Below are 22,394 nucleotides of genomic sequence, written 5' to 3' on the forward strand. Positions count from 1 at the left end.
CGGGGCTTGCCACCGACCGCCGGGGATGGGAGAGGATGGCAGGAACCGTACGAAGGGAAATTCACGGTGAGCATCGACCCGTCCTCGATTCCGAATTTCGGGGGACAGCCCCAGCCTCAGGCCGCAGGACCGGCGGGCCCCGTGGTCCCCGACCAGGACCTGGTCAAGCAGCTGCTCGAGCAGATGGAGCTGAAGTACGTCGTCGACGACGAGGGTGACCTCGCGGCGCCGTGGGAGGACTTCCGGACGTACTTCATGTTCCGTGGTGAGGAGGACCAGCGGGTCTTCTCGGTGCGGACCTTCTACGACCGTCCGCACCCCGCCGACGACCGCGCCAAGATCCTCGACGCGATCGACGACTGGAACCGCCGCACGCTGTGGCCCAAGGTCTACACCCACCTGCACGAGGACGAGGACGGCTCCGCCACCCTCCGGCTGATCGGTGAGGCGCAGATGCTCATCGGCACCGGCGTCTCGCTGGAGCACTTCGTCTCCTCGACGGTCAGCTGGGTGCGGGCCTCCATCGGGTTCGACAAGTGGCTCGTCGAGCAGTTCGGCCTGGAGCCGACGGAGTCGGACGACAAGCCCGACGAGGCCTAGGGCCCAGGGGATCACAGCGCCATCGGGGCGAGCGTCAGCGCGTACACCCCGTAGCCGAACGACAGCCCGGCCAGGGCCGCGACCACCACGATCGCGGCCCTCGGCCGGGCTTTCGTCAGTGCGTGGGCCAGCGGCAGCAGCAGCGGGAAGGCGGGCAGCAGGAAGCGCGGCTTCGACTCGAAGAAGCCGGATCCGCCGACCGTGATCAGGACCAGCACGGTCGTGTAGACGAGCAGCGGCAGCGGCGGCCGGTCCAGCAGCAGCAGGACGAAGAGCAGCACCCCCGCGCCGGTGATCAGCATCGCCATGCCGAAGCCGAAGTGGGTGGGGGCGGTGAGCACGGTCCGTACGACCCGCAGCGCGCCGATCCCCAGGTCGAACCGGGACGACCAGCCCTCCTGGACGGTGAAGTAGCCGCCGAGCAGGTCGCCGGTGCGCGCCCCCACCCAGAGCACGTAGCCGCACCAGCCCAGCGGGGCCAGCGCCGCCCCCGCCCACACGGCCGCCCGGCCCGGCCGCCGACGCCCCCGGCCCTGCCACAGCTCGTACGCGGCCGCCACGAGGACCGCCGCCGCGACCGCGATCCCGCTGGGCCGGGAGAGCCCGGCGAGCGCGGCCAGGGCGCCCGCCCACAGCCAGCGCCGGGTGAGCACCGCGTACAGCGCCCAGGCGGCGAAGGCGGTCATCACCGGCTCGGTGTACGCCATGGAGAGCACGATCGAGTGCGGCAGCAGGCCCCACAGCAGGACGAGCACGGTGGCCGTGGCCCGGCCGTGCAGCCGCTCGCCGACCAGATAGATCCCCCAGGCGGCGGCGCCCGCCGCGGCCCAGGACAGCACCAGACCGGCCGTCCCCCCGGCCACCGGCAGCAGCGCGGTCGTGGCCCGCACCAGCGCCGGGTAGAGCGGGAAGAACGCCAGGTCGGACTGGACCATGCCGTCCGGCCAGTACAGCGTCCGGCCGTAGCCGTGCGCGGCGATGCGGGTGTACCAGAGGGAGTCCCAGGAGGTCGCGAGCAGCGCGCGTGGCGAGCGCCCGATGTGCCAGGCCCAGGCCGCCAGGGCGGCCATGCCGGTGAGCCGCGCCGCGGCGAACAGCCCGAGTGCGGGGGCGGCGCGGTGGAGCGCGGCCCGCCAGCGGGGGACGGGCCGCGCGCCGGCGGACGCCGCGTGGTCGAGGGTCTCGGCGGACAGGGGGCACCTCCGGTCGTGCGCGTCATCGGTCAACCCGACAATCGGCACATTCCGGGCGGCGCTAAAGGCCGTTCCGGGGCGAGATCCGACCGGCCTACAGTCCCTTCAGCCGGGACACCGCCTCTTCGAGAACACTCCGCGTCTTGCAGAAGGCGAACCGGACGAAGGGCGCGCCCTGTTCGCGGTGGTCGTAGAAGACGGCGTTGGGGATGGCGACCACCCCGCACCGCTCCGGCAGGGCCCGGCAGAAGGCGAAGCCGTCGCTCTCGCCGAACGGCCGGATGTCGGTGGTGACGAAGTACGTCCCCGAGGGCCGGAAGACCTCGAAGCCGGCCTCCTCCAGGCCGTCGCTCAGCAGGTCCCGCTTGGCGCTCAGATCGGCGCGCAGCCCCTCGAAGTAGCTGTCGGGCAGCCGCAGGGCCTCGGCGACCGCGTACTGGAACGGCCCGGAGGAGACATAGGTCAGGAACTGCTTCGCGGACCGGACGGCGGCGGTCAGCTCCGGCGGCGCGGTGATCCAGCCGACCTTCCAGCCGGTGAAGGAGAAGGTCTTGCCGGCCGAGCCGATGGTGACGGTCCGCTCCCGCATGCCGGGCAGCGTGGCGATCGGCACGTGCGTGGCGTCGTCGAAGACCAGGTGTTCGTAGACCTCGTCGGTGACCACGAGCAGGTCGCGCTCGACCGCGAGGGCGGCGACGGCGGCCAGCTCGTCACGGGTAAGAACGGTGCCGGTGGGGTTGTGCGGGGTGTTGAGGAGGACGAGCCGGGTGCGGTCGGTGACGGCGGCCCGCAGCTCGTCCAGGTCGAGGACGTAGCGGCCCTCGTGGGGGTGCAGGGTGACCGGGACGCGGACGCCGCCCGCCATGGCGACGCAGGCGGCGTACGAGTCGTAGTACGGCTCCAGGGCGATCACCTCGTCGCCCGGCTCCAGGAGCGCGAGCAGCGAGGCGGCGATGGCCTCGGTGGCGCCGGCGGTGACCAGGACCTCGGTGTCGGGGTCGAAGGCGGTGCCGTAGCGGCGCAGCTGGTGGTCGGCGATCGCGGTACGCAGCTCGGGGATGCCGGGGCCTGGCGGGTACTGATTGCCCCGGCCCTCCCGCAGGGCGCGGACCGCGGCCTCGCGGATCTCCTCGGGGCCGTCGGTGTCGGGGAAGCCCTGTCCGAGGTTGATGGACCCGGTCCGCACGGCCAGCGCGGACATCTCGGCGAAGATCGTGGTGCCGAACGCGGCGAGGCGGCGGTTGAGCGGTGGCCTTGTCATGAGGGTCATCCTCCGGCGTACCTCTGGACTTCCTCAAGTGTGCTTTGACCCGTCCGCCGCGGGGGGATCGACCGGTCGTGAGACCTGAGGCGCCGAACCTCTGGACTTCCTCAATTCGGATTTGAACGCGCGGCGCCAAGGGCATCGACCGGACACACGAAAAACGGGGGTGACGTAAATGGAAGCGTTCGTGATCGGAATCGTGCTTGTGGTCGTGGTCGTCGGACTGGTGGCCTCGCGGGGTGGCAACCGCCGGCGTTCGTCGCGTGGGCGTGACAGTTGGTGGGCCGGCGGTTCCGGCGGCTCGTCCTGTGGTGGAGGTTCCTCCTGCGGCGGCGGCTCGTCCTGCGGCGGTGGCGGCGGTGGCGGCGGCGGAGGTGGATGCGGTGGCGGAGGCAGCTGACACGGGGCAGCTGGTCCGCGACCACTGAAGGCGCCCGGCCGGAAGAACTCCGGCCGGGCGCCTTCTTGTTGACCGATCTGAAACCCGTTGTCGTCACGCGATCCGTATTTGTTTGAACAGATGAACCGGGGAGCCCCCTAGGGGATGGAAACCGCGTCAAGTTGGGTAAAAACGCTGTGAGTCTCCCGCAGTTCATGATTCCCTCGCTGTTGAGGAAATCCAGCCCTCGGACCTTGTGTGGACCCGAGCCGGCGAACCCCCACTCCCGTTGAATCCATTTCTCCGGGGCGCCCCCGGTCCACCCCGTCAAACCCTGTTTGCGGAGCCGACCCATGCTCACGACCCTGAAAACGTCCTATACCGACACGCGCGCGGCCGATCTGGCCTGGGCGCTGGGGCGGGAGCCGCTGCCCGCCCTCGCCGTACTCGACCTCGAACTGACCGGAGCCAAGCTTCAGTTGAGACTTCTGGGCGCCTCGCACCAGGTCCTGCTGGAGGAGGAGCAGAGCAGCTGTTCGGAGACCGTCGCCTGTATGCCCGGCAGCAGCACACCGCTGCCGCTGGGTGTCTCGAAACGAGTGGGGGAGTGGGAGTACGAGTTCGCGGCGCGCGTCGAGACGCTCTCGCAGGGCTCGTTCGCGGGCCGGGCGCAGGAGCTGCTCGCGCTCGTCGCCGACCATCCCAACGGTCTGGCCGGTACGTTCCCGGGCTCGCCGCACGCCTTCACGGCGATGCTGGCGCAGCGGCACGAAGGGCAGGTGCGCTGGCGAACCTGGCACGCCTACCCGCAGGAAGGGCAGTTGGTGGTGACGCGGACCCGCATCGGAGCACGGATGCCGGTGGTTCTGTAAAAGGTCGCCCTGGCGGGTGTGAGTGGGGCCAAACACCCGTGTGGGTGACCAAAAGTGAAAGGGCTGTGACGTAGCGTTACCATCATGACCGACCCGCCCATGTCCATGCCATCCACAGATGTGGCGCGGCCGCCCGTCCGGCCGAGGGCGGGGCGGTCCCTGGTCCTCGCCGCGGTCTTCGTCTGCGCCGCCTGCGGGCTGGTCTACGAGCTCGAACTCGTCGCGCTGGCCTCGTACTTGATCGGCGATTCGGTCACCCAGGCGTCCGTCGTGCTCTCCGTGATGGTCTTCGCCATGGGCATCGGCTCGCTGCTCGCCAAGCGGCTGCGCTGCCGGGCAGCCGTCGGCTTCGGCCTGGTGGAGGCGGCGCTGGCGCTGGTCGGAGGCTGCTCGGCCCTCGTGCTGTACGCGACCTTCGCCTGGATGGGTGAGTCGCGGTACGTCCTCGTGGGGTTCTCGCTGGCCATCGGCGTACTGATCGGGGCGGAGATTCCGCTGCTCATGTCGCTCATCCAGCGCACGTCCAGACCGGAGGTCGGCCGCCGCAGCCGGGGGCGGCCCGACGACGACGCGCCCGACGACGACGCGGCGGGCACGGTCGCCGAGCTGTTCGCCGCGGACTACGTGGGCGCGCTCGTCGGGGGCCTCGCCTTCCCGTTCCTGCTGCTGCCGTGGCTCGGGCAGCTCACCGGCGCGCTGCTGACCGGAGCGATCAACGCCGTCGCGGGCGGCGCGCTCGTGCTGTGGGTGTTCCGCCGGGACCTGACGCCCCGTTCGCGGGCGCTCGTCGTCGTCGCCAATGTCACCGTCCTCGCCGTCCTCGCCACCGCGACGGCCCTCGTCGGAGAGTTCGAGGGCGCGGCGCGCCGGGCCGTGTACGGGGACCGGGTGCGGGTCGCCGTCCAGACCGAGATGCAGGAGGTCGTCGTCACCGGCGGCCCGGCCGGACCGCCCGAGCTCTTCCTCGACGGGCGGCTGCGGGTCAGCGGCCGCGACGAGCAGCGCTACCACGAGGCGCTGGTGCACCCGGCGATGCGCGGCCGGCACACGCGCGTGCTCATCCTCGGCGGCGGCGACGGCCTGGCCGCGCGCGAGGTGCTGCGCTACCCGGGGGCGGCGTCGGTGACCGTCGTCGAACTCGACCCCGGGGTCGTCCGGATCGCCCGCACCGACCCGGCGCTCGCCGCGCTCAACGGCCACGCCTACCGCGACCGCCGGACCCAGGTGGTCTATGCGGACGCCTTCCGCTGGCTGCGCTCCGCCTCCGGCACGTACGACGTGATCATCTCCGATCTGCCGGACCCCGGGATCACCACCAGCGCCAAGCTGTACTCGGCGGAGTTCTACGGCCTCGCCGCGGGCGCCCTCGCGGACGGCGGCCGCCTCGTCGTCCACGCCGGGCCGCTGACCACGCGGCCCCGTACGTACTGGACGGTCGAGGCGACCCTGCGCGAGGCGGGCTTCGCGACCCGCCCGTACGGGGCCTGCGGCCGGGTCAACGGCTTCCCGGCCGGCCCCGACCGCGCCGGCGGCACCCGCGCCGCCCCCGCGGACTGGGGATTCGTCCTCGCCGCCACCGGCCCCCCGCCCGCCCTCGGCCTCGCCCCGAACGTGCCCCGCCTGCGCACCCTGACCCCGGCCTCACTGCGCACCGCGTCCCGTCTCGCCGAGCGCACCCGCCCGAGCGACATGGTCCCCTCGACACTGGTGCACCCGCGGTACGGGCACTGAGCCCGCGGGGCCGGGGCGGACACCGGCCGCCCGGCGCGTCGCACCCGCCCGGCCGGTACGGGGACGTGGCGCGTGGGGCTGAGCCCACCGGGCCAGGGCAGCCACCGGGCGTCCGGCGCGGTACACCCCCCGGCGTGGCGCACCCCCGCGGCCGAGGGGCAGCCGTGGCGCGTGGCACTGAGCCCGCCTGGCGCGGCGGCCACCGGCCGTCCGGTGACGCGGCACACCCGCCCAGCGCGGCGTTCACCCGCCGCCCAGCGCGGCACACCCGCCCGGTCGATACGGAGACGTGGCGCGTGGGGCTGAGTAGTCTCGACTTCCATGGAGCATGAGGTGTTCGTTCCGGTACCGACCGAGGCCCTTCGCCAGACGCTGGCCGACCCGGTGCGGGTGGCGCGCTGCGTGCCCGGTCTCCAGCGGGCCGCCGACGCCTCGGCGGAGCCGCTGACCGGGCGACTGAAGCTGCGCGTCGGCGGCAACACCATCACGTACCGCGGGGCCCTGCGGATCACCGGGCGGGGCGACGACTTCACGGTCAGTGGCGAGGGCACCGAGGCCCGCGGCGCGGGCTCGGCGAAGGTCGCGCTGAGGATCCGGCTCACCCCGACCGAGGGCGGCACCACCCTGACCTTCAGCGGCACCTCCACGGCGGAGGGGCGGCTCGCCGACCTTCCGGCCGAGGCGACCGCCGCCGCCGGCCACCGCCTCCTCGACCGTTTCGCGGAGGCCCTGGCCGCCACCGCCGACGTCGAGGAGCCGCCGCCCTCGGTGTACGACACCCCCGTGCCGCCGCCGTCGCTCGACCCCCTCATGGAGGACGAGTTCGACGACGAACGGGTGGAGCTGCCCGTCGCGCCGCCCGCCGAGGCCGCGCACGCCCGACGCACGATGATCGGCCGCAGCGCCGAGGAGGTCGACCACGCCCCGCCGCGCGGCCGCTACGCCCCCGTCCCCGCCCCCGAGGCGTCCGGCGCGGGCGCCACACTGCGCTGGATGGCACCCGCGGCCGCCCTCGCCCTCGCCTCGGCCGTGGTCGTCGGCCGGGCCCTGCGCCGCCGCCGCTGACGACCGCACCTGGTGCGCGCGGCGGTGCGGCTCCGCCTGACCTAGGGTCGGGGTGTGAGCGACAACGAGACGCGACTGACGCGACTGACGGCGGGCGACGCCGAGTTGACCGTCAACCCCGACAACGGCTGCCGGATCGAGTCCCTGCAGATCGGCGGCGTGGAGCTGCTGCGCCAGGGCGAGCGGTACGGCTGCTTCCCGATGGTGCCCTGGTGCGGCCGGATCGAGCTCGGGCAGTTCCGCAACGGGGGCGAGAAGCACCAGATGCCGCTGAACTCCGGGCCGCACGCCATCCATGGCACGGGCCGCGACACCGCCTGGCGCACGGCCCGCGCCGACAAGTCCGAAGCCGCCTTCACCTACGAGCTCGGTGAGCCGTGGCCGTACCTCGGCCGGGTCACCCAGATGTTCGAGCTGACCGAGGACGCGCTCACGCTCCAGCTCGGCGTCGAGACGTACGGCGACTCGTTCCCGGCCCAGGCCGGCTGGCACCCGTGGTTCAACCGCACGCTCGGCGGCGGCGAGCCCGTACGGATCGATTTCTCGCCCGCCTGGCAGGAGGAGCGCGGCGCCGACCATCTGCCCACCGGCCGCCGGATCGACCCGAAGCCCGGCCCCTGGGACGACTGCTTCGGCATGCCCGACGGGGTCGACGTCACCCTCACCTGGCCGGAGCGTCTCGAACTGAAGGTGACCAGCCGCGCCGAATGGGTCGTCGTCTACGACGAGCGGGAGGCGGCGGTCTGTGTCGAACCGCAGACCGGTCCGCCGAACGGCCTCAACACACTCCCTCAGTACGTCACGCCGCTCGAACCGCTGGAGATCGCCGCGACCTGGTCCTGGCGGCGCCTGTGAGCGGGCGGCCGGTGAGCGGGCGGCGGTGAGCGTGCGGCTTCAGGCGGCTTTAAGCTGGCCGGCATGACTGACGTACGCGCTGACCTGCTCCAGCAGATCAAGGACAAGGCCGTGGTGCACGGCAAGGTGACCCTCTCCTCGGGTCTGGAAGCCGACTACTACGTGGACCTGCGCCGGATCACGCTGGACGGCGCCGCGGCCCCGCTGGTCGGCCAGGTCATGCTCGACCTCACCGACGGTCTCGACTTCGACGCCGTGGGCGGTCTGACCCTGGGCGCCGACCCGGTCGCCACGTCGATGCTGCACGCGGCGGCCGCCCGCGGCCGGACGCTCGACGCGTTCGTCGTCCGCAAGGCCGCCAAGGCACACGGCATGCAGCGCCAGGTCGAGGGCCCGGACATCAAGGGCCGCCGGGTGCTGGTCGTCGAGGACACCTCCACCACCGGCGGCTCGCCGCTGACCGCCGTGGAGGCGGTCCGCGAGGCCGGTGCCGATGTCGTGGCGGTCGCGACGATCGTCGACCGGGCGACCGGTGCGGCAGAGAAGATCAGCGGGACGGCCGGGGTGCCGTACCTGTACGCGTACGCGCTGGACGAGCTCGGTCTGAGCTGACGCTGTGGCAGGTGGGGCGCCGGATGTCTCCTGAGGCGTTCCGAGAGCTCACGGCGACCAAGTCGTGACCTGGGGCGCGTCGGCCGTTCCCTGGCGCACCCGCTCTGACCTGCGGTTTTGTAAAGGGGTGGACTGTTTCACGTGAAACGGTCCACCCCTCACGTGTGCCAAGATAGGGGCGACGATGACGTCGCCCCCCAGGTCAGGGCCAGCACATATCGCACCCCCGCACATCACAAGGAGCGGACAGATGCCCATCGCAACCCCCGAGATCTACAACGAGATGCTCGACCGGGCGAAGGCAGGCAAGTTCGCCTACCCGGCCATCAACGTCACGTCGTCCCAGACCCTGCACGCCGCGCTGCGCGGCTTCGCGGAGGCCGAGAGCGACGGCATCATCCAGATCTCGACCGGTGGCGCTGAGTTCCTGGGCGGCCAGCACAACAAGGACATGGTGAGCGGCGCGGTCGCCCTGGCCGAGTTCGCGCACATCGTCGCGAAGAAGTACGACATCACCGTCGCGCTCCACACGGACCACTGCCCCAAGGACAAGCTGGACGGCTACGTCCGTCCGCTGCTCGACGTCTCCGCCGAGCGCGTCGCCCGTGGTGAGAACCCGCTCTTCCAGTCGCACATGTGGGACGGCTCCGCCGAGACCCTCGCCGACAACCTGGCCATCGGCCAGGAGCTGCTCGCCAAGGCCGCCGCCGCCAAGATCATCCTCGAGGTCGAGATCACTCCGACCGGTGGCGAGGAGGACGGCGTCAGCCACGAGATCAACGACGAGCTGTACACCACCGTCGACGACGCCATCCGCACCGCCGAGGCCCTCGGCCTGGGTGAGAAGGGCCGCTACCTGCTGGCCGCCTCCTTCGGCAACGTCCACGGCGTCTACAAGCCGGGCAACGTCGTGCTCCGCCCCGAGCTGCTCAAGGACCTCCAGGCCGGTGTCGCCGAGAAGTTCGGCAAGGCCTCCCCGTTCGACTTCGTCTTCCACGGCGGCTCCGGCTCCACCGCCGAGGAGATCGCCACCGCGCTGGAGAACGGCGTCGTGAAGATGAACCTCGACACCGACACCCAGTACGCCTTCACGCGTCCGATCGCGGACCACATGTTCAAGAACTACGACGGCGTCCTGAAGGTCGACGGCGAGGTCGGCAAGAAGTCCACCTATGACCCGCGGACCTGGGGCAAGCTCGCCGAGGCCAGCATGGCCAAGCGCGTCACCGAGGCCTGCGCGGCGCTCCGCTCGACGGGCACCCGCATCAAGTAAGGCATCACCTGGGCCCGGCCCCGCGTCCTACGGCGCGGGGCCGGGCCTTCGCCATGCCCGGGCCTTGTGTGCCAGCCCGGGCCTTCGCCATGCCCGGGCCTTGGCGCGCGATGCCCGGGCGGGCCCGGGCTGCGGTCGCCGACGGCCCCGGGCGCGGGGAGGATGCGGCTATGGACATCCGGATGGACTCGGCGACCGGGCGCTGGGTCGTCTTCACCACCGTGCTCGCCTCCGGGATGGCGCTGCTCGACTCCACCGTCGTCAATGTCGCGCTGCCCCACATCGGGCGGGACCTCGGCGCCGACCTGGCCGGGCTCCAGTGGACCGTCAACGCCTACATGCTCACCCTCGCCGGGCTCATCCTGCTCGGCGGCGCCCTCGGCGACCGCTACGGGCGACGCCGGGTGTTCGTCGTCGGGGTGGTGTGGTTCGCGCTGGCCTCGCTCTTCTGCGGGCTCGCCCCCAACGCCGAACTGCTGATCGCCGCCCGCGCCCTCCAGGGCGTCGGCGGCGCCCTGCTCACCCCCGGGTCGCTGGCGCTGATCCAGGCCAGCTTCCACCCCGACGACCGGGCCCGCGCGGTGGGCCTCTGGTCCGGGTTCGGGGGCGTGGGCGCCGCCATCGGGCCGTTCGTCGGCGGCTGGCTCGTCGACGGGCCCGGCTGGCGGTGGGTGTTCCTCCTCAACGTGCCGCTCGCCGCGCTCTGCGTCCCGGTCGCCCTGCGCCACGTACCCGAGTCCAGGGACCCGGCGGCCCACGGCCGCTTCGACGTGCTCGGCGCGGCCCTCGGGGCGGCGTCCCTCGGGCTGGTGACGTACGCGCTGATCGGCGAGGCCTGGTGGGCCGGGGCCGCGGGGGTCCTGATCGGGGCGGCGTTCGTGCTCGTCGAGCGACGACGGCTCGATCCGATGGTGCCGCCGTCCATCTTCGCGTCCCGCCAGTTCACCGCGGTCAACGTCGTCACCCTCTGCGTCTACGCCGCCTTCAGCGGCTTCTTCTTCCTCGCCGCCCTCCAGCTCCAGGTCGTCTCCGGCTACTCGGCCCTGGCCGCGGGCACGGCGATGCTCCCCACCACCGTCCTGATGCTGCTGCTCTCCGCGAAGTCGGGCGAGCTGGGCGAGCGCATCGGCCCGCGTATCCCGCTGACCGTCGGCCCGCTGCTGTGCGCCGCCGGGATGCTGCTGATGCTGCGGGTCGGCGAGGACGCCTCGTACGTACGGGACGTGCTGCCCGCGATGGTCGTCCTCGGCCTCGGCATGACCGTCCTGGTCGCCCCGCTGACCGCCACCGTCCTGTCCTCGGTCGACGTGTCCCGCGCGGGCCTCGCCAGCGGCGTCAACAACGCCGCCGCCCGCGCGGCCGGCCTCCTCGCGGTGGCGGCACTGCCGCTGCTCGCCGGGATGGGCCCGGAGGCGTACCGCTCGGCGGCGGAGTTCGGGTCCACCTTCCGCCGGGCGATGCCGCTGTGCGCGGGAATCCTCGCGGCGGGCGCGGTCCTCGCCTGGGCCACGGTCAGAAGGCCCGGCGCGGCGGACTGCCACCCGGAGTGCAAGGTGCACTGCGGGGTGACGTCGCCGCCGCTGGATCCGGGGGAGCGGGCGTAGTGCCCTCTCCCAGGGACAGGTCAGGGCACTTCCTCGTGTCCGGGGTCAGGCCCCGCGGTGGGCCTTCACCGCGTCGGTGTACAGCTCGCGCGTCAGGTCCCCCTGGGGAATGCCGAGGTCGGCAAGGACGGCCCGGATGTCGGCGAGCGCCTCCTGCACGTGGTGCTTCTCCACGAGCGTCTCCAGCTCAAGGAATGTGCCATCCACTTCGGGAACGCGGACCAGGGTGGCCAGCATCTTCCGGCCCCGCGCCTCAAACGCGTAGTTACGGCAGCGCTTTTCGAAACTGATCAGCGGCACGTACCCGAGACCGCGGAGGATGGCGTGCGTCGCCTCGGCGTCCGCCACAAGAGTCTCGTGCTCCGGCTTCGACCCGGACGCCTCGTCCACTTTGGCGCCCTTGTAGGTCAGCACCGTACGGGTCTCGTCCGGACCATGAACGGTGCGAACACGGAGCTCGGCATCGCGCGCGTCCAAGGCGCCCTCGGGCGCGTCGTAGTACGTGTCCTTGTACACCTCGGGCACCCCGGCCACCCGACCTTCGAGCCGCCGCAATACCTCCTCCGGCGCGTGCACGCGCGCCTTCAGCTGCGCCTCGATCACGTACGACTCCCCTTCGTCATAGGTCAGTCGTGCTGGATGCCGATCTCGTAGGCGATCTCCCATCGCACGTCGGCCACCGTGATGTCGGCAGTTTCCACAGGTCGCCCCTCGGCGGTGTAGTAGGTGCGCTCGATCCCGGTGATCAGGTCGCCGACGGAAATGCCGAGCAGATTGGCCTGCTCCTGGGTCGCGCGGGCTGGGCGTGGCACCTCGACTGCCACGTCGACGATGACACCGATGGACCGCATCCGCTCGACCACTCCGGCGCCCGCGTGGGGGCCCATCTCGGGCAGGACAATCGGAGTTCCGTCGGTGATGGACATCGGCTCCCACGACTCGGACAGCTGAACGGGCTGCCCGTCGGCGAGAAACTCATAGCGGGTGTGGACGCACGGGTCACCTGGCTCAATGGCGAGACGCTCGGCGATCCGCTCCGGGGCCGGCACTCGGGCGGTGCTGCGTGACTCCCACGTGCCGGCCTTGCCTTGCTCTCGCATGTCCGCGCGGAAGGGACTGCCGCCGCGGCGCTCGCGGTGGCGGGAGCGGACCATTCGGAGGCGTTCACGCGGGCGGCGGACGTAGGTGCCGGATCCGGCGCGGCCTTCGAGAAGGCCCTCGATGATGAGGCGTTCCATGGCGCGCTGTGCGACGGACTGGCCGACGCCGTACTCGTCGGCGATACGGGCGCGGCTGGGCAGCTTTTCACCGACGGCCCACTCACCGGACTTGATTCGAACGCGCAAGGCGTCAGCCACCTCAAGGTAGGGCTTTTCGCGGGGCATATGCGCACTCCGAGGGTGGTCCAGTCGACGTTGACAAAGCTAACCCATCAGGTTTAAGCTGAATACTCAGCATCACGAGCCGTGACGCGCTGATCACAGGGGAGAGCTGTGCCCAGCATGGAAACCCGGACGGTGGCCATCGTCTGCATGCTCAATGCGGCAATCGAGGCCAAGTCGAGCATCACCGACGAGGTGCACCACATCCGGATCGAGGCCGCCATTCCCGACGACCTGAGCAGCGCCAGCAAGCAGGCCATCCTCGTGGCCCTCAGCCATGCCGACCGATACGGCCACCACCGTGCCCCAGACCGCGCGTTGGTCTGGGCCGAACTCGACAAGGACGTAAAGCCGGTGACCTCACCACTCCAACCCTCCGGCGCCAGCGCCCCGAGGGCCGGCACGGACCCGTCGTCCGAGTGCGGGCTCGACGAGTGCAGCCTGGGTCGGGGACCGTACGAGATCCAGGCATCCCGCCGGAGCGCGGACGAGCAGCCTCTGTTCACGGCGAGTTCGTCGCACCGATGCCCCCGGAGGCGGAAGCGGTGAGCACACGGTATTCGGTACGTCTTCCTGACCCGCCGGCCCTGGAGCACCTGGCGGTCTCCACCTGGATCGACGCAGCCCTCGTGTCACGGTCGTGCATGCTGATCACGTACGACCCGCTCGCGGGTGGAGCGCCGCCTCGGGACGCCCTTCGCCTGCTGCTCGGCCTGGCTCGGGGGCTCGGTCTCTCGCCGGTCAATGAGCCTGCGACGCAGGTGGGTCGGCTTGTGCTCATGAGTGACGTGGCTGTGGCGCTCGACTACGGCCACCCCGAGTACCTCATGACCGTCCCCTGGCCCGGACCGCGATGGCGGGAGCTCTCGCGGGTCACGCGGCGCGTGCACATCGCACTCGGCCTCGATCCCATGCCCGCCGGGAGCGGTATGGACGAGATCAGCGCCTACCTGGCACGTACGTCCGCGACCGGCCGTCTGTGGCGCGGGACCAGCATCGTGCACGCCTAGTCCACGACTTCTGATCGGAAGGAACCGATGGCCAAGAATTCGACCGCGTGCGACCAGTGCGGCAAGCGCCCAGTCACACTCGTAGCCGTCCGGGCGGGCCGCGACGTCTATGCCTGCACCGAGCACCGACACGCCCTCTCGGCCCCGGCGAACGACATCCTGACTCACCTGGCTCAGTACCAGCACATGGCCCGTCAGGCACGCGGTACCCGCTGACCAGGCCGTCGGCTTCCCACGGGTCAGAGGAGCTTGAGGTGCAGGTACTCGAGCACCCAGGAGATGGGCGTGGCGTAGGTGACGTGGGTGAACGGGTCTCCTCCGACGATCAGACCCACCGGGTTGACGTTGGCGTCGTAGGACCAGACGACCGCACCCGAGTCACCGTGCGTGGAGAAGGTGTACCCGGGGTTCCTGATGGCGATCTGCCCGTCGAAGGGCAGTCCGTTGATCAGGCCGCCCCAGTAGGGGTCTTCGACCTTTCCGTAGGTGGTCTGGGTGATGCAGCCGGTCTTGCCGACCCACATGTGCATCGCGGCGGCCTGGGGCACACTCCCGATGCCGTAGAACTGGGGGCCGACCCCGGACACCATGTGCACCTGGAGCTGGCTCTGCACCACCTGGTCCGGATAGCACCAGGCGCGGGCGCAGTCGGCGTAGTTGGGGCTCGTGAACGTCAGGTCGAGCGGGTGGACCCTGTCCAGGATCGCGATCCGGTCGTCGGGGCAGCGGCCCCCGTCGGCGCCGGCGGGCTGCACGATGCAGGAGCTGAAGGCGGCGGAGTTCACGTTGGCGATGACGTGGTTGTTGCTGACCAGGAAGATCTTGCCGACGTCCCCCGGGTCGGTACCGGTGCCGAAGAAGCCCAGGGTGCCCTGCACCCCTGTGTGATGGCTGACGGAGACTCCTCCCCCGGCCGGCCGCTGCCGGTGTGTGAGGTTCTGCCAGCTGGCGATCCCGCTGTGGACGACATGCAGAGGCAGGTCTCCGGCCGCGCGGACCCCAAGGGCGTCGACGACGAGTTCCCGTGCCGCCTCGGTCGGCACCGGCTCTGCCACGTAGACGCGCAGGACCTCCGTGCCCGGCACGAGCTCATCCCCGGTCTCGCTCAGTCCCCAGCCGAAACCCTGGATGTTCCCCACGCCGACCAGGTGGTCGGCGGGGCGTGGCCGGCCCCTCTGCTGCTTGCTCCTCGCGTCGGCGAACAGTGCCTCCACGGCTTCGTCCCGCACGCCGCGGATCCTGGTGTCCCGCAGACCGCTCGCCCGTTCCAGCGCCGCGCGGCTGTCCTCCGACGGCGGGTACGGGGGGACTCGGAAGCCTTCCGGTTCCTGGCCCGGAGTCCCCTCGGCGGGCAGATCCGGCGGGACCTCGAAGGGGCCCTCACTTGAGCCCAAGCCCTGTTCGCTCATGGCACTCGTTCCTCACCAGGCCGACCGCTCGGCCTATGTGTCGACGAACCGGAACTCCGGTCCGTAGGTCTTGCCGCCGCCGCCGGGGACCTCGCGGAGCATCAGGGCCCGGGCCGGTCCCCTGAGGCCCCTCATCGCGCCGACGGCGTCGTCCGCGAGCAGCGCGTTCGCCGTGTCCGGGTCGTCCGCCCGCCAGGCGTCCTCCAGGAAGCGCAGCATCCTGCTGTACGTCTGGTTGCCCTGGTCCAGCAGGGCCTGCGTTTCGGGGTCGGGTGTCGGCTGCCCGGGCGCTCCCCAGCCGCCGTCGGGCACCGCGCCCATCGGGCGGGTGCCGGGCATCGCGATGACGTCCCCGGTGAACTCCCACCGGTCCGGGTTCTCGGCGACCTTGACCAGCTTGCGGCCGTGGAAGAGCTCCCGGAAGACGTAGAAGTGGGCGAGCTCGCCGCTCGCTTGGGGGTGCGGGTTCTCCGGCGACGCGGAGGTGCCCTCGCCCTGCTCCTTGATCACGTCGATGGCCGCCTCGACCTCCGCGAGCGAGGTGAGGGGCGCGACGCTGTTGCCCGCGCCGTGGTGCTCCATGTCCAGGGTGAGCTGATGGGCTCCGGTGATCAGCTCCGCGTGGTCCTGGAACGTTTCCAGGATCGCGGTGTAGAACGCGCCGATGGAAGTGTGCGAGCGGGCCTCCGCGATCGGGTCGTCGGGCTCCTCGATCTGCGCGAACAGATCCAGGGACTGCTTCGAAAGACCGCTCAGGAAGACGGTCAGCGAGGGACGTACGCCGCCGGGCAGCGGACCGGGGTACTTCGGCACCGTATGCGCGTCGGCGAGGCGGGGGACGCCTCCGATGGTGGTGAGCATGTTCCCGGCGAGAGCGAGGTGGGACATCTCGTCGAAGACGATCCGCCTGATCGCCTTGAGCACGTCCCCGCTCTGGGGCTCGATGGACCACATCGCGGACAAGTACGGGGGCAGCGTGGCCAGTTCCAGCATCATCGCCTGCTGGAGCGACTCCTTCAGCCAGTCGGCGTCGCGGCGCTCGGCGGGCTCCTCCATCAGTTCGACGATCCGGTTGCTCCGGTATTCGAGAAGCGACGTCATGGATAGTCCCTTCTGTGCCGCTTTCATGCCCTTTCGTCCATGAGGAAGGGCATAGATCGGCGCCGTCAGCGCCTTGTCTTTTGGGCCGCCGTCGATGGGCTGTCAGCGATGGGCTGTCATCGACAGGCCTCATGAATCACGGTCGACATCTGCCCTTCTCCCCGGGTGCGTTGGCGGGCACGACCGAGCCGAGCAGGCGTCTTCCACCGTACGACAGGAGACCGGTGGCGGCGCGCCGAGCCCGGCGCGGGCCGCGTTTGCGGGCTCCATCGCCCAGGGCGAGACTGGGAGTGTCCGCACAAGGAGCGCCCCAGCGCAGGCCGCCGACGATCGCCGAAGGCAGCGGCCCTGCCCGGCGCTTGGTGCGTCATCCCCGCCCGGCCCGCCTCGGTCGACCGCCGCGCGCCCGGGCCCTCGTCCTCCAATCGGTACACCCTTCAACCAGGAGCTGGTGATGGTGAACCAGAACGCCGGCACGTCCCAGGGGTCCTTCGAGGCCCAGCTGCTGATGGCCCACCCCGAGACCAAACTCATCTACGAGCTGGGTGCCCGGCTCCGGGGCCTGCCCATGCCCATCCTGGACTGGGACGACCTCCTCAAGAAACTGGACAGCCAGGACCCGGGCACGATCGGGTTCCCGCCGCCCTTCGACTTCCCGCCCTTCGACGACCTGCCGGACGAGCCGTGTGTGCCCCCCGAGCTCTTCCCCGTCTACGACGAGGCCGACCTCGCCGTCAAACTCACCGCGTTCGTCCGGATCTCCCTTCGCCAGGCCGAGGGCCACGGCTCCACCGCGCGGCTCCAGCGCCCGCTGCACCGGCGCTTCGCCGAGGTCGCGGAGAAGGCCACCGGTAGCGGGCGCAAGAGCGGAGTGTTCCAGGACGGTTCCGTGCTGGGCGCCCAGCGGGGCGACACCACCGTCCCCGACTTCCACTTCCCGTGGGTCGTGACCCTGATCCTGCGGGACTGCTCCAACGAGCAGCTGCTGCCGTGGTCCTGGATCACGGACGGGTCCACCACCCTCACCTTCGACGCGAACGCCCAGTTCATCGCCCTCATCGACGGCATGTGGTCGGGGTACTCGCTGCTCGTCATGCGGGAGGGGTACATCAACCGGCTTGTCGTCCTGGACCGGGCGACCATGGCCGGCACCACGCAGAACATCTGCCTCAACCCGGCGTGAGGAGCCCCGACAGGGCCTCGGCCGGGACCGCCGGGAGGCGCCGCCGCACCCAGAACGGCGCCGACGGCCAGCGGCGTTCGTCCGCGTAGGCCCGGGCGTGGTGCGCGAGGTAGCGGGCCGCGACCCCGTCGACGAACGCGCGGTACTCGGCGAGCGCGCCCCCGTCGCCTTGCCCCTCGCCGTCCTCGTCGCCGCGCAGACAGCGGTCGACGGCCCGCGCCGCGCGGACGCCGGTGTGCAGGGCCGTCAGGATTCCCTGGGAGGACAGCGGGTCGCAGGCGAGCGCGGCGTCCCCGGCGGCCACCCAGCCCGGCCCGGCCGGCGGGGCAAGCCGCTGCCCGTGGGCCGGCGCCCATCGCGGCTCCGGCGGCCGCCCGGTCGCGTAGCCGTCCAGCCGGGTCCGTACGTGCCGGGTGCGGGCCGCCCGCTCCAGGAACCCGGCGGCGGTGCGCAGCCGGGGATCGACGAGGTCGAGGTCGGTGAGATGGGCGACCAGCCGCCCCGCCGGCACGCGCGCGGTGTACCACCAGCCGGCCGGCGCCGCCTCGACGAGCGTGCGCAGATCCTGGTCGGCCGGTGCGGGGCCGGGCAGCACGGCGTACGCGGCGACGAGCCGGTCCTGCCGCAGCCGTACGGCGCCCTGCCGGGCGATCACCGCACGCCGGCCGGTGGCGTCCACCACCCACGCGCAGGGCACCTCCCGCTCCGCCCCGTGCTCCCGCACCACCAGCCGCCACGCTCCCGGCTGCCCGGTCCGGCGTACCGCCACGCCGCACACGGGCCGGGCCCCGGCGTCCTCGGCCGCGCCGCGCAGGAACGCGTCGAACCGGACGCGGTCCAGATGCCAGCCGTGCCCGTGCGGGTCCAGGACGTTCCCGCGCCCGTACAGCTCCCCGGAGCCCCACGCCGCTTCGGTGCCGGTGCAGGGCAGGTGCCCGTCGGCGCCGAGCCCGGCCAGCAGCCCGAGGTCGCGAAGCAGGGGCCGTGCGGCGGGCGGCAGGGTCTCGCCGATCCGGTACGGGCCCGCTGCCCGCGGCCGGGGGTGCGGGAGGTCGCGCGGCGGGCCGTCGGAATCGGTCGTGGCCGCCGCCCCGGCGGGCCCCGCCGGACGGTCACCGGGCCGGGGATCCAGGAGCACGACCCGGTGGCCCGCGCGGGCCAGGCACAGCGCCGCGACCGATCCCGCCGGCCCGGCGCCTGCCACGACCGCGTCGCAGCCGCCCGTCACCGGCGGCCCGGGAAGCGGGTGATCTTGGTGATGAAGCCGGTCGAGACCTCGTCGTCGGGCGGCTCGGCCAGCGCCGCGGCCGCGGCCGCCGCGTCGGCCCGCACCTCCGGATCCGCCGCCTCCGGCACGTGCAAGGTGATCAGATTGCGTTCGCGGGGCGGTGCCGGCTCAGGAGCGAAGGTCACTTCCGACTCCACCAGCATCGTCTCCGGGAGCCCCGGGGTCTCCTGCGGGCCGGGCCGGCGTTCGACGATCCCGAGCTTGCCGAAGTCCCGGACCATCTCGTTGATCTGGGTCTCGTAGCCGGTGGGCAGCCAGCGCAGCCACACCGACCGGCGCTCGAAGGCGAGCCGGCGCTCCTCCTGCGGCCGCGCGGGATCCATCGCGATCGCGTAGTCCTCCTCGGCCAGGACGTGATTGGGCACCCGGGCCGGCCAGAACGTCGGCAGGTACGGGTCGTAGCGGGGCCCGAACCCCGTGTTCTCGTAGCCGGAGCGGCAGCTCGCCGTGTCGGTGTGCCAGGGGACGGCCATCCAGCGGGTGAGGTCGCCGGGGCCCTGCGCGTACAGCGGGCCGTCGACCGCGAGCGCGGCCTGGGGCGTGAGCACGCTCCCGTAGCCCTGTTCGGGCTGCTGCCGGTGCTTGATCCGGAACGGCGCCGAGTACATCGTGGCGTGCCGCATCGGCCAGGTGAGCTCGCAGCCGGGGTGGAAGGCGTCGGCCAGGCAGAACGACAGCGCGGCCCGGTCGAGCGTCGCGGGACGTTCGGCGAGCGGTACGTCCTCCAGCCTGGTCACCGGGGTGGCGTCCGGCCGGAAGTCCTCGACGAAGGACCCGTTCATCCAGCGCGTCAGCAGGTCGTACTGGAGGGGCGAGAGGGCGAGGTGCTGGCGCGGGGAGACCGGCGGCAGATTCATGGCGTCGCCGTACACCGAGGGCCAGGGCACGGTGGACATGCCGTCGCGGTCGAGGTGCCGCAGGGACGCCCGGACCTGGCGGCGCAGCTCCTTGTGGGCCGGGTCCTTGCTCGCCAGCCGGGCGAGCCGCTCCGGCGCCAGCAGATGGTCACGGCCGCCGTGGCCGAACTGGACGGCGAGCCCGTGGTTGACCCACTGGAGGTCGCACAGCCGCCGCAGCACCGGCAGGACGTCCTGGGTGAAGGAGACCAGCTGCGGGCGCGGCAGCAGGCCTGCCTTCACGTATGTGTCGCGGAGCAGGTCGTACAGCGTGCGGACGGACTTGAGCCCGGGCGCGTAGTCCGGGGGTGCGACGACGACCCAGGCGGGCTCGACGGGGATGGAGCGTCCGTCGATCCGGACCTCGGCCCGCACGGGCCCGTCGGCGATGTCGTCGTGCCAGCCGTCGTTGTTGGCGAAGTCCGTCGCCGGGAGGTTGTCCGCCGAGGCCGCTTTGCCCCGGCCGCCGAGGAAGAGGAGCCGGCCGGCCCGGTCGGTGCGCAGCTCGCCCAGGTAGACGGGGGTGCCCAGGAACGTGCCGGTGTCGAACCGGAGCTCGGGCAGACCGGCCCGGTCGCGGCCGCGCACCGACCGGGAGCCCGGGTCGATGACCAGCCGGCTCCGGGGCCGGACCAGGGCGTTGCGCAGTTTGCTCGGGAGCGCCTCGGCGGCCTCCGGGATGTCCAGGGCCAGCTGGAACTGGTACCAGGCCGCCTTCTTGTTGGCCACGTGCACGGTCCAGAGGAGGTCGGCGTTGTCCGCGGTCAGCTCCGCGACCGGCTGCCCGGCCGCGTTGAAGCCGTACACCCTGAAGCGGACCGCCTGCCGCTTCAGGGCTCCGGTCGCGTCCTTGTAGGACGCCTCGGCGGGCGCTTCGTCGACCTCGGGGGCGAGGAAGAACCCCTCGGCGCTGTCGCCGACGCGGGCCACGCCGATCGCCGGGTGGATGGCGGCGCGGACGATCCGGGTGTCGCGGCCGGGCGGCTCGGTGGAGGCGGGCCGGGCGGGGCCGGGCTCGGTCACCGGGATGCCGTTGGCGTCGCGCCGCCGGGTGGCCGAGGCGCGGTACACCTCGCGGCGGGCCTCGGCGATGCTGCCGGCCGGGCGGTGCTCGGGCAGAGAGTGCCAGGGGTTGAAGGCGAGGTTCTCGCCGTACGCCGCCTGGCCGCGGGCCTCCGTGTTCTGCTGATGCAGGGTCAGCCGGGCCACCCGGACCGGGGCGCTCTCCGCCTCCTCCCAGCGGACGGTGGCCCGGTCCAGGGGCATCCGGTCCGGGTCGGTGCGCACCTGCACGAACAGGTCGAAGGCCGCCTCCCCGGCGGCCAGCCGGTGCCGCAGGTCGCCGCGGAAGAAGGACGGGTCCTCGTCGGGCGGCACGGCCTGCGGATCGCCGCCCGGGCAGCCCGCCGGGACCAGCTTGTACTTGACGTGCCGCTCGTCCCCGAAGCCGTACGGCAGCACGCTCCAGTACGTGGCCGTCAGCGTGCTCTCCTCGGCCTTGGCCATGTCCTGGAGGACCGTGCTGGTGACCGGATGGCTGTCCAGATAGGCCTGGAGGGCGTTGTCGACCACCCCGGCCCGGGTGAATTCGCACATGTCGCGGGCGGTGTCGACGAAGAACACGTCGTGGTTCTGGAGCAGCAGGTCCTGGGTGTCCGCGGCGCTCTCGTCCGCCAGGAGCTTCTCGCCGGGCACCCCGAAGAGTTTGATCCCGATGCCGAGGGTGGTGCGCAGGTCGGACCGGGAGGGCACGGTGTCGCTGGAGAACCGCACCCACGCGGTCAGCCCGCCCTGGGCCCTGGCGGCCTCCAGGAAGCCGACGCGCAGCTCCTCGGGCAGGTCGGCATCGACGGTGAGGACGCCCCGGGCGGAGCCGTGGGCCTTGAGGAAGACGGGCCGCAGCGCGGGTTCCTGCCCCTGCGCGATCCGCCTGCCCTGCACGAGGTCCACGAACATGGCGCGCAGCGCGCCGGTGGGGTCGTCGGCGCAGTCGGGCAGGGGTTCCACGGGTCCGGACATGGATCGGGCCTTCCGGGGTGGGCGGACTGTGTCTTCGCGCGGGCTGTCTCCGGCCACTGTCCGGGGGCGGCCGCGTGGGCCGCCAGTCCGCCGGGCCCAGGGGAGTGAGGGGGCTGCGGGAGCGGCTTCCGCCGTGCGGGGCAAGCGAGTTGCGCGTACGGTGAAAAAGGGGCAAGAGGGAAGATTCGGGCCTCTCCCTGGCCGGCTTCCCCGCACCGGTTCCTCCGTCGCATCCGACGTACCGCTGTGCGCCCATCCATCCCATCCATGGGCTTCGAGGAGACACCATGGCCACGTACACCAAGCCCGCGCTCGACCCGGAGACCTTCGGCGACCTGATCCAGCGGCTGAAGAACGATGAGAACGAGCGCCGCAGGGCGATCGACATCATTCAGACCCGTGGCGTCATTGGCTTCGGGGACGAGTACTTCCAGCTCACCGACAAGCAGCAGGACCAGCTGAAGACGGCCACGGCCGACCCCGCCGAAGCGTTCCGGTGGAGGGCGCTCCTGAGCCAGGCGCTGGCCGAGGGAGCCAGCATCGGCATCGATTCCACGACCCAGTCGTTCGGCGTCCACGTCGACGTCCACGGCGACGGCCACGGAGGCTGGGGCGTCAGCATCAGCTGCGAGATGTAGCCGCCCGCCCGCCTCCCCGC

20 protein-coding genes are annotated in these 22,394 nt (G+C 72.0%); 12 read left to right on the forward strand and 8 right to left on the reverse strand.

From position 1 onward, the window contains the following. Positions 1-66 precede the first annotated feature (66 nt). Entirely contained in the window at positions 67-600 is a 534-nt protein-coding gene (locus ACZ7LT_RS16545) for a type III secretion system chaperone family protein (protein ID WP_471236742.1), read from the forward strand. Between the two features lie 11 nt (positions 601-611). Here the strand turns inward: ACZ7LT_RS16545 and ACZ7LT_RS16550 are convergent, their stop codons facing one another. Then, positions 612-1,826, reverse strand: a complete 1,215-nt coding sequence (locus tag ACZ7LT_RS16550) for a glycosyltransferase family 39 protein (RefSeq protein WP_471236743.1) — start codon at positions 1,824-1,826, stop codon at positions 612-614. A gap of 61 nt (positions 1,827-1,887) precedes the next feature. Beyond that, positions 1,888-3,063 carry a pyridoxal phosphate-dependent aminotransferase gene (locus ACZ7LT_RS16555; RefSeq protein ID WP_471236744.1) on the reverse strand — a complete coding sequence of 392 codons (1,176 nt, stop codon included), beginning with the start codon at positions 3,061-3,063 and terminating at the stop codon, positions 1,888-1,890. Between the two features lie 726 nt (positions 3,064-3,789). Between ACZ7LT_RS16555 and ACZ7LT_RS16560 the strand changes: the two genes are divergently transcribed. From ACZ7LT_RS16560 to ACZ7LT_RS16590, 7 genes are all read left to right on the forward strand, one after another. Beyond that, positions 3,790-4,308 carry a DUF2617 family protein gene (locus ACZ7LT_RS16560; RefSeq protein WP_471236745.1) on the forward strand — a complete coding sequence of 173 codons (519 nt, stop codon included), beginning with the start codon at positions 3,790-3,792 and terminating at the stop codon, positions 4,306-4,308. An 84-nt stretch (positions 4,309-4,392) separates the two neighbouring features. Continuing rightward, entirely contained in the window at positions 4,393-6,039 is a 1,647-nt protein-coding gene (locus ACZ7LT_RS16565) for a polyamine aminopropyltransferase (protein WP_471236746.1), read from the forward strand. Positions 6,040-6,360: 321 nt separating this feature from the next. Continuing rightward, positions 6,361-7,104, forward strand: coding sequence for an SRPBCC domain-containing protein (locus ACZ7LT_RS16570; protein ID WP_471236747.1), 744 nt, complete (start codon positions 6,361-6,363; stop codon positions 7,102-7,104). Positions 7,105-7,158: 54 nt separating this feature from the next. After that, positions 7,159-7,959 carry an aldose epimerase family protein gene (locus ACZ7LT_RS16575; protein ID WP_471236748.1) on the forward strand — a complete coding sequence of 267 codons (801 nt, stop codon included), beginning with the start codon at positions 7,159-7,161 and terminating at the stop codon, positions 7,957-7,959. 63 nt (positions 7,960-8,022) lie between these two features. Next, the gene (gene pyrE, locus ACZ7LT_RS16580) at positions 8,023-8,571 is read left to right on the forward strand and encodes an orotate phosphoribosyltransferase (RefSeq protein WP_471236749.1); all 549 of its coding nucleotides are present in this window, start codon (positions 8,023-8,025) and stop codon (positions 8,569-8,571) included. 250 nt (positions 8,572-8,821) lie between these two features. Next, entirely contained in the window at positions 8,822-9,844 is a 1,023-nt protein-coding gene (gene fbaA, locus ACZ7LT_RS16585) for a class II fructose-bisphosphate aldolase (protein WP_471236750.1), read from the forward strand. Positions 9,845-10,014: 170 nt separating this feature from the next. Then, a complete protein-coding gene (locus ACZ7LT_RS16590; RefSeq protein WP_471236751.1) occupies positions 10,015-11,448 on the forward strand; it encodes an MFS transporter in 1,434 nt (477 codons plus the stop codon). A gap of 45 nt (positions 11,449-11,493) precedes the next feature. On the opposite strand, the gene cyaB is transcribed toward ACZ7LT_RS16590, so the two are convergent. Continuing rightward, positions 11,494-12,051 carry a class IV adenylate cyclase gene (cyaB, locus tag ACZ7LT_RS16595; protein WP_471236752.1) on the reverse strand — a complete coding sequence of 186 codons (558 nt, stop codon included), beginning with the start codon at positions 12,049-12,051 and terminating at the stop codon, positions 11,494-11,496. Positions 12,052-12,074: 23 nt separating this feature from the next. Further along, positions 12,075-12,833 (reverse strand): GntR family transcriptional regulator, encoded by a 759-nt coding sequence (locus tag ACZ7LT_RS16600; RefSeq protein ID WP_471236753.1) that lies wholly within the window; start codon positions 12,831-12,833, stop codon positions 12,075-12,077. Between the two features lie 117 nt (positions 12,834-12,950). On the opposite strand from ACZ7LT_RS16600, the gene ACZ7LT_RS16605 reads away from it, so the two are divergent. After that, entirely contained in the window at positions 12,951-13,379 is a 429-nt protein-coding gene (locus ACZ7LT_RS16605) for a hypothetical protein (protein ID WP_471236754.1), read from the forward strand. Between the two features lie 230 nt (positions 13,380-13,609). After that, entirely contained in the window at positions 13,610-13,840 is a 231-nt protein-coding gene (locus ACZ7LT_RS16610; RefSeq protein WP_471236755.1) for a hypothetical protein, read from the forward strand. A 239-nt stretch (positions 13,841-14,079) separates the two neighbouring features. Here the strand turns inward: ACZ7LT_RS16610 and ACZ7LT_RS16615 are convergent, their stop codons facing one another. Both ACZ7LT_RS16615 and ACZ7LT_RS16620 read right to left on the reverse strand, forming a co-directional pair. Beyond that, positions 14,080-15,249 (reverse strand): hypothetical protein, encoded by a 1,170-nt coding sequence (locus ACZ7LT_RS16615; protein WP_471236756.1) that lies wholly within the window; start codon positions 15,247-15,249, stop codon positions 14,080-14,082. 33 nt (positions 15,250-15,282) lie between these two features. Then, the gene (locus ACZ7LT_RS16620) at positions 15,283-16,350 is read right to left on the reverse strand and encodes a ferritin-like domain-containing protein (protein ID WP_471236757.1); all 1,068 of its coding nucleotides are present in this window, start codon (positions 16,348-16,350) and stop codon (positions 15,283-15,285) included. Between the two features lie 454 nt (positions 16,351-16,804). On the opposite strand from ACZ7LT_RS16620, the gene ACZ7LT_RS16625 reads away from it, so the two are divergent. Next, positions 16,805-17,533: a hypothetical protein gene (locus ACZ7LT_RS16625; protein ID WP_471236758.1), complete on the forward strand. Its 729-nt coding sequence runs from the start codon at positions 16,805-16,807 to the stop codon at positions 17,531-17,533. Here ACZ7LT_RS16625 and ACZ7LT_RS16630 read toward each other — a convergent pair. Both ACZ7LT_RS16630 and ACZ7LT_RS16635 read right to left on the reverse strand, forming a co-directional pair. After that, positions 17,520-18,737 (reverse strand): tryptophan 7-halogenase, encoded by a 1,218-nt coding sequence (locus ACZ7LT_RS16630; protein ID WP_471236759.1) that lies wholly within the window; start codon positions 18,735-18,737, stop codon positions 17,520-17,522. The two genes, ACZ7LT_RS16625 and ACZ7LT_RS16630, sit on opposite strands and share 14 nt — an antisense overlap. A gap of 20 nt (positions 18,738-18,757) precedes the next feature. Next, positions 18,758-21,736, reverse strand: a complete 2,979-nt coding sequence (locus tag ACZ7LT_RS16635; RefSeq protein ID WP_471236760.1) for a LodA/GoxA family CTQ-dependent oxidase — start codon at positions 21,734-21,736, stop codon at positions 18,758-18,760. A gap of 287 nt (positions 21,737-22,023) precedes the next feature. Here ACZ7LT_RS16635 and ACZ7LT_RS16640 point away from each other — a divergent pair, with 287 nt between their 5' ends. Beyond that, entirely contained in the window at positions 22,024-22,374 is a 351-nt protein-coding gene (locus ACZ7LT_RS16640; RefSeq protein WP_471236761.1) for a hypothetical protein, read from the forward strand. Positions 22,375-22,394 lie beyond the last annotated feature (20 nt).

Source organism: Streptomyces sp. NPDC039465, from assembly GCF_055639315.1.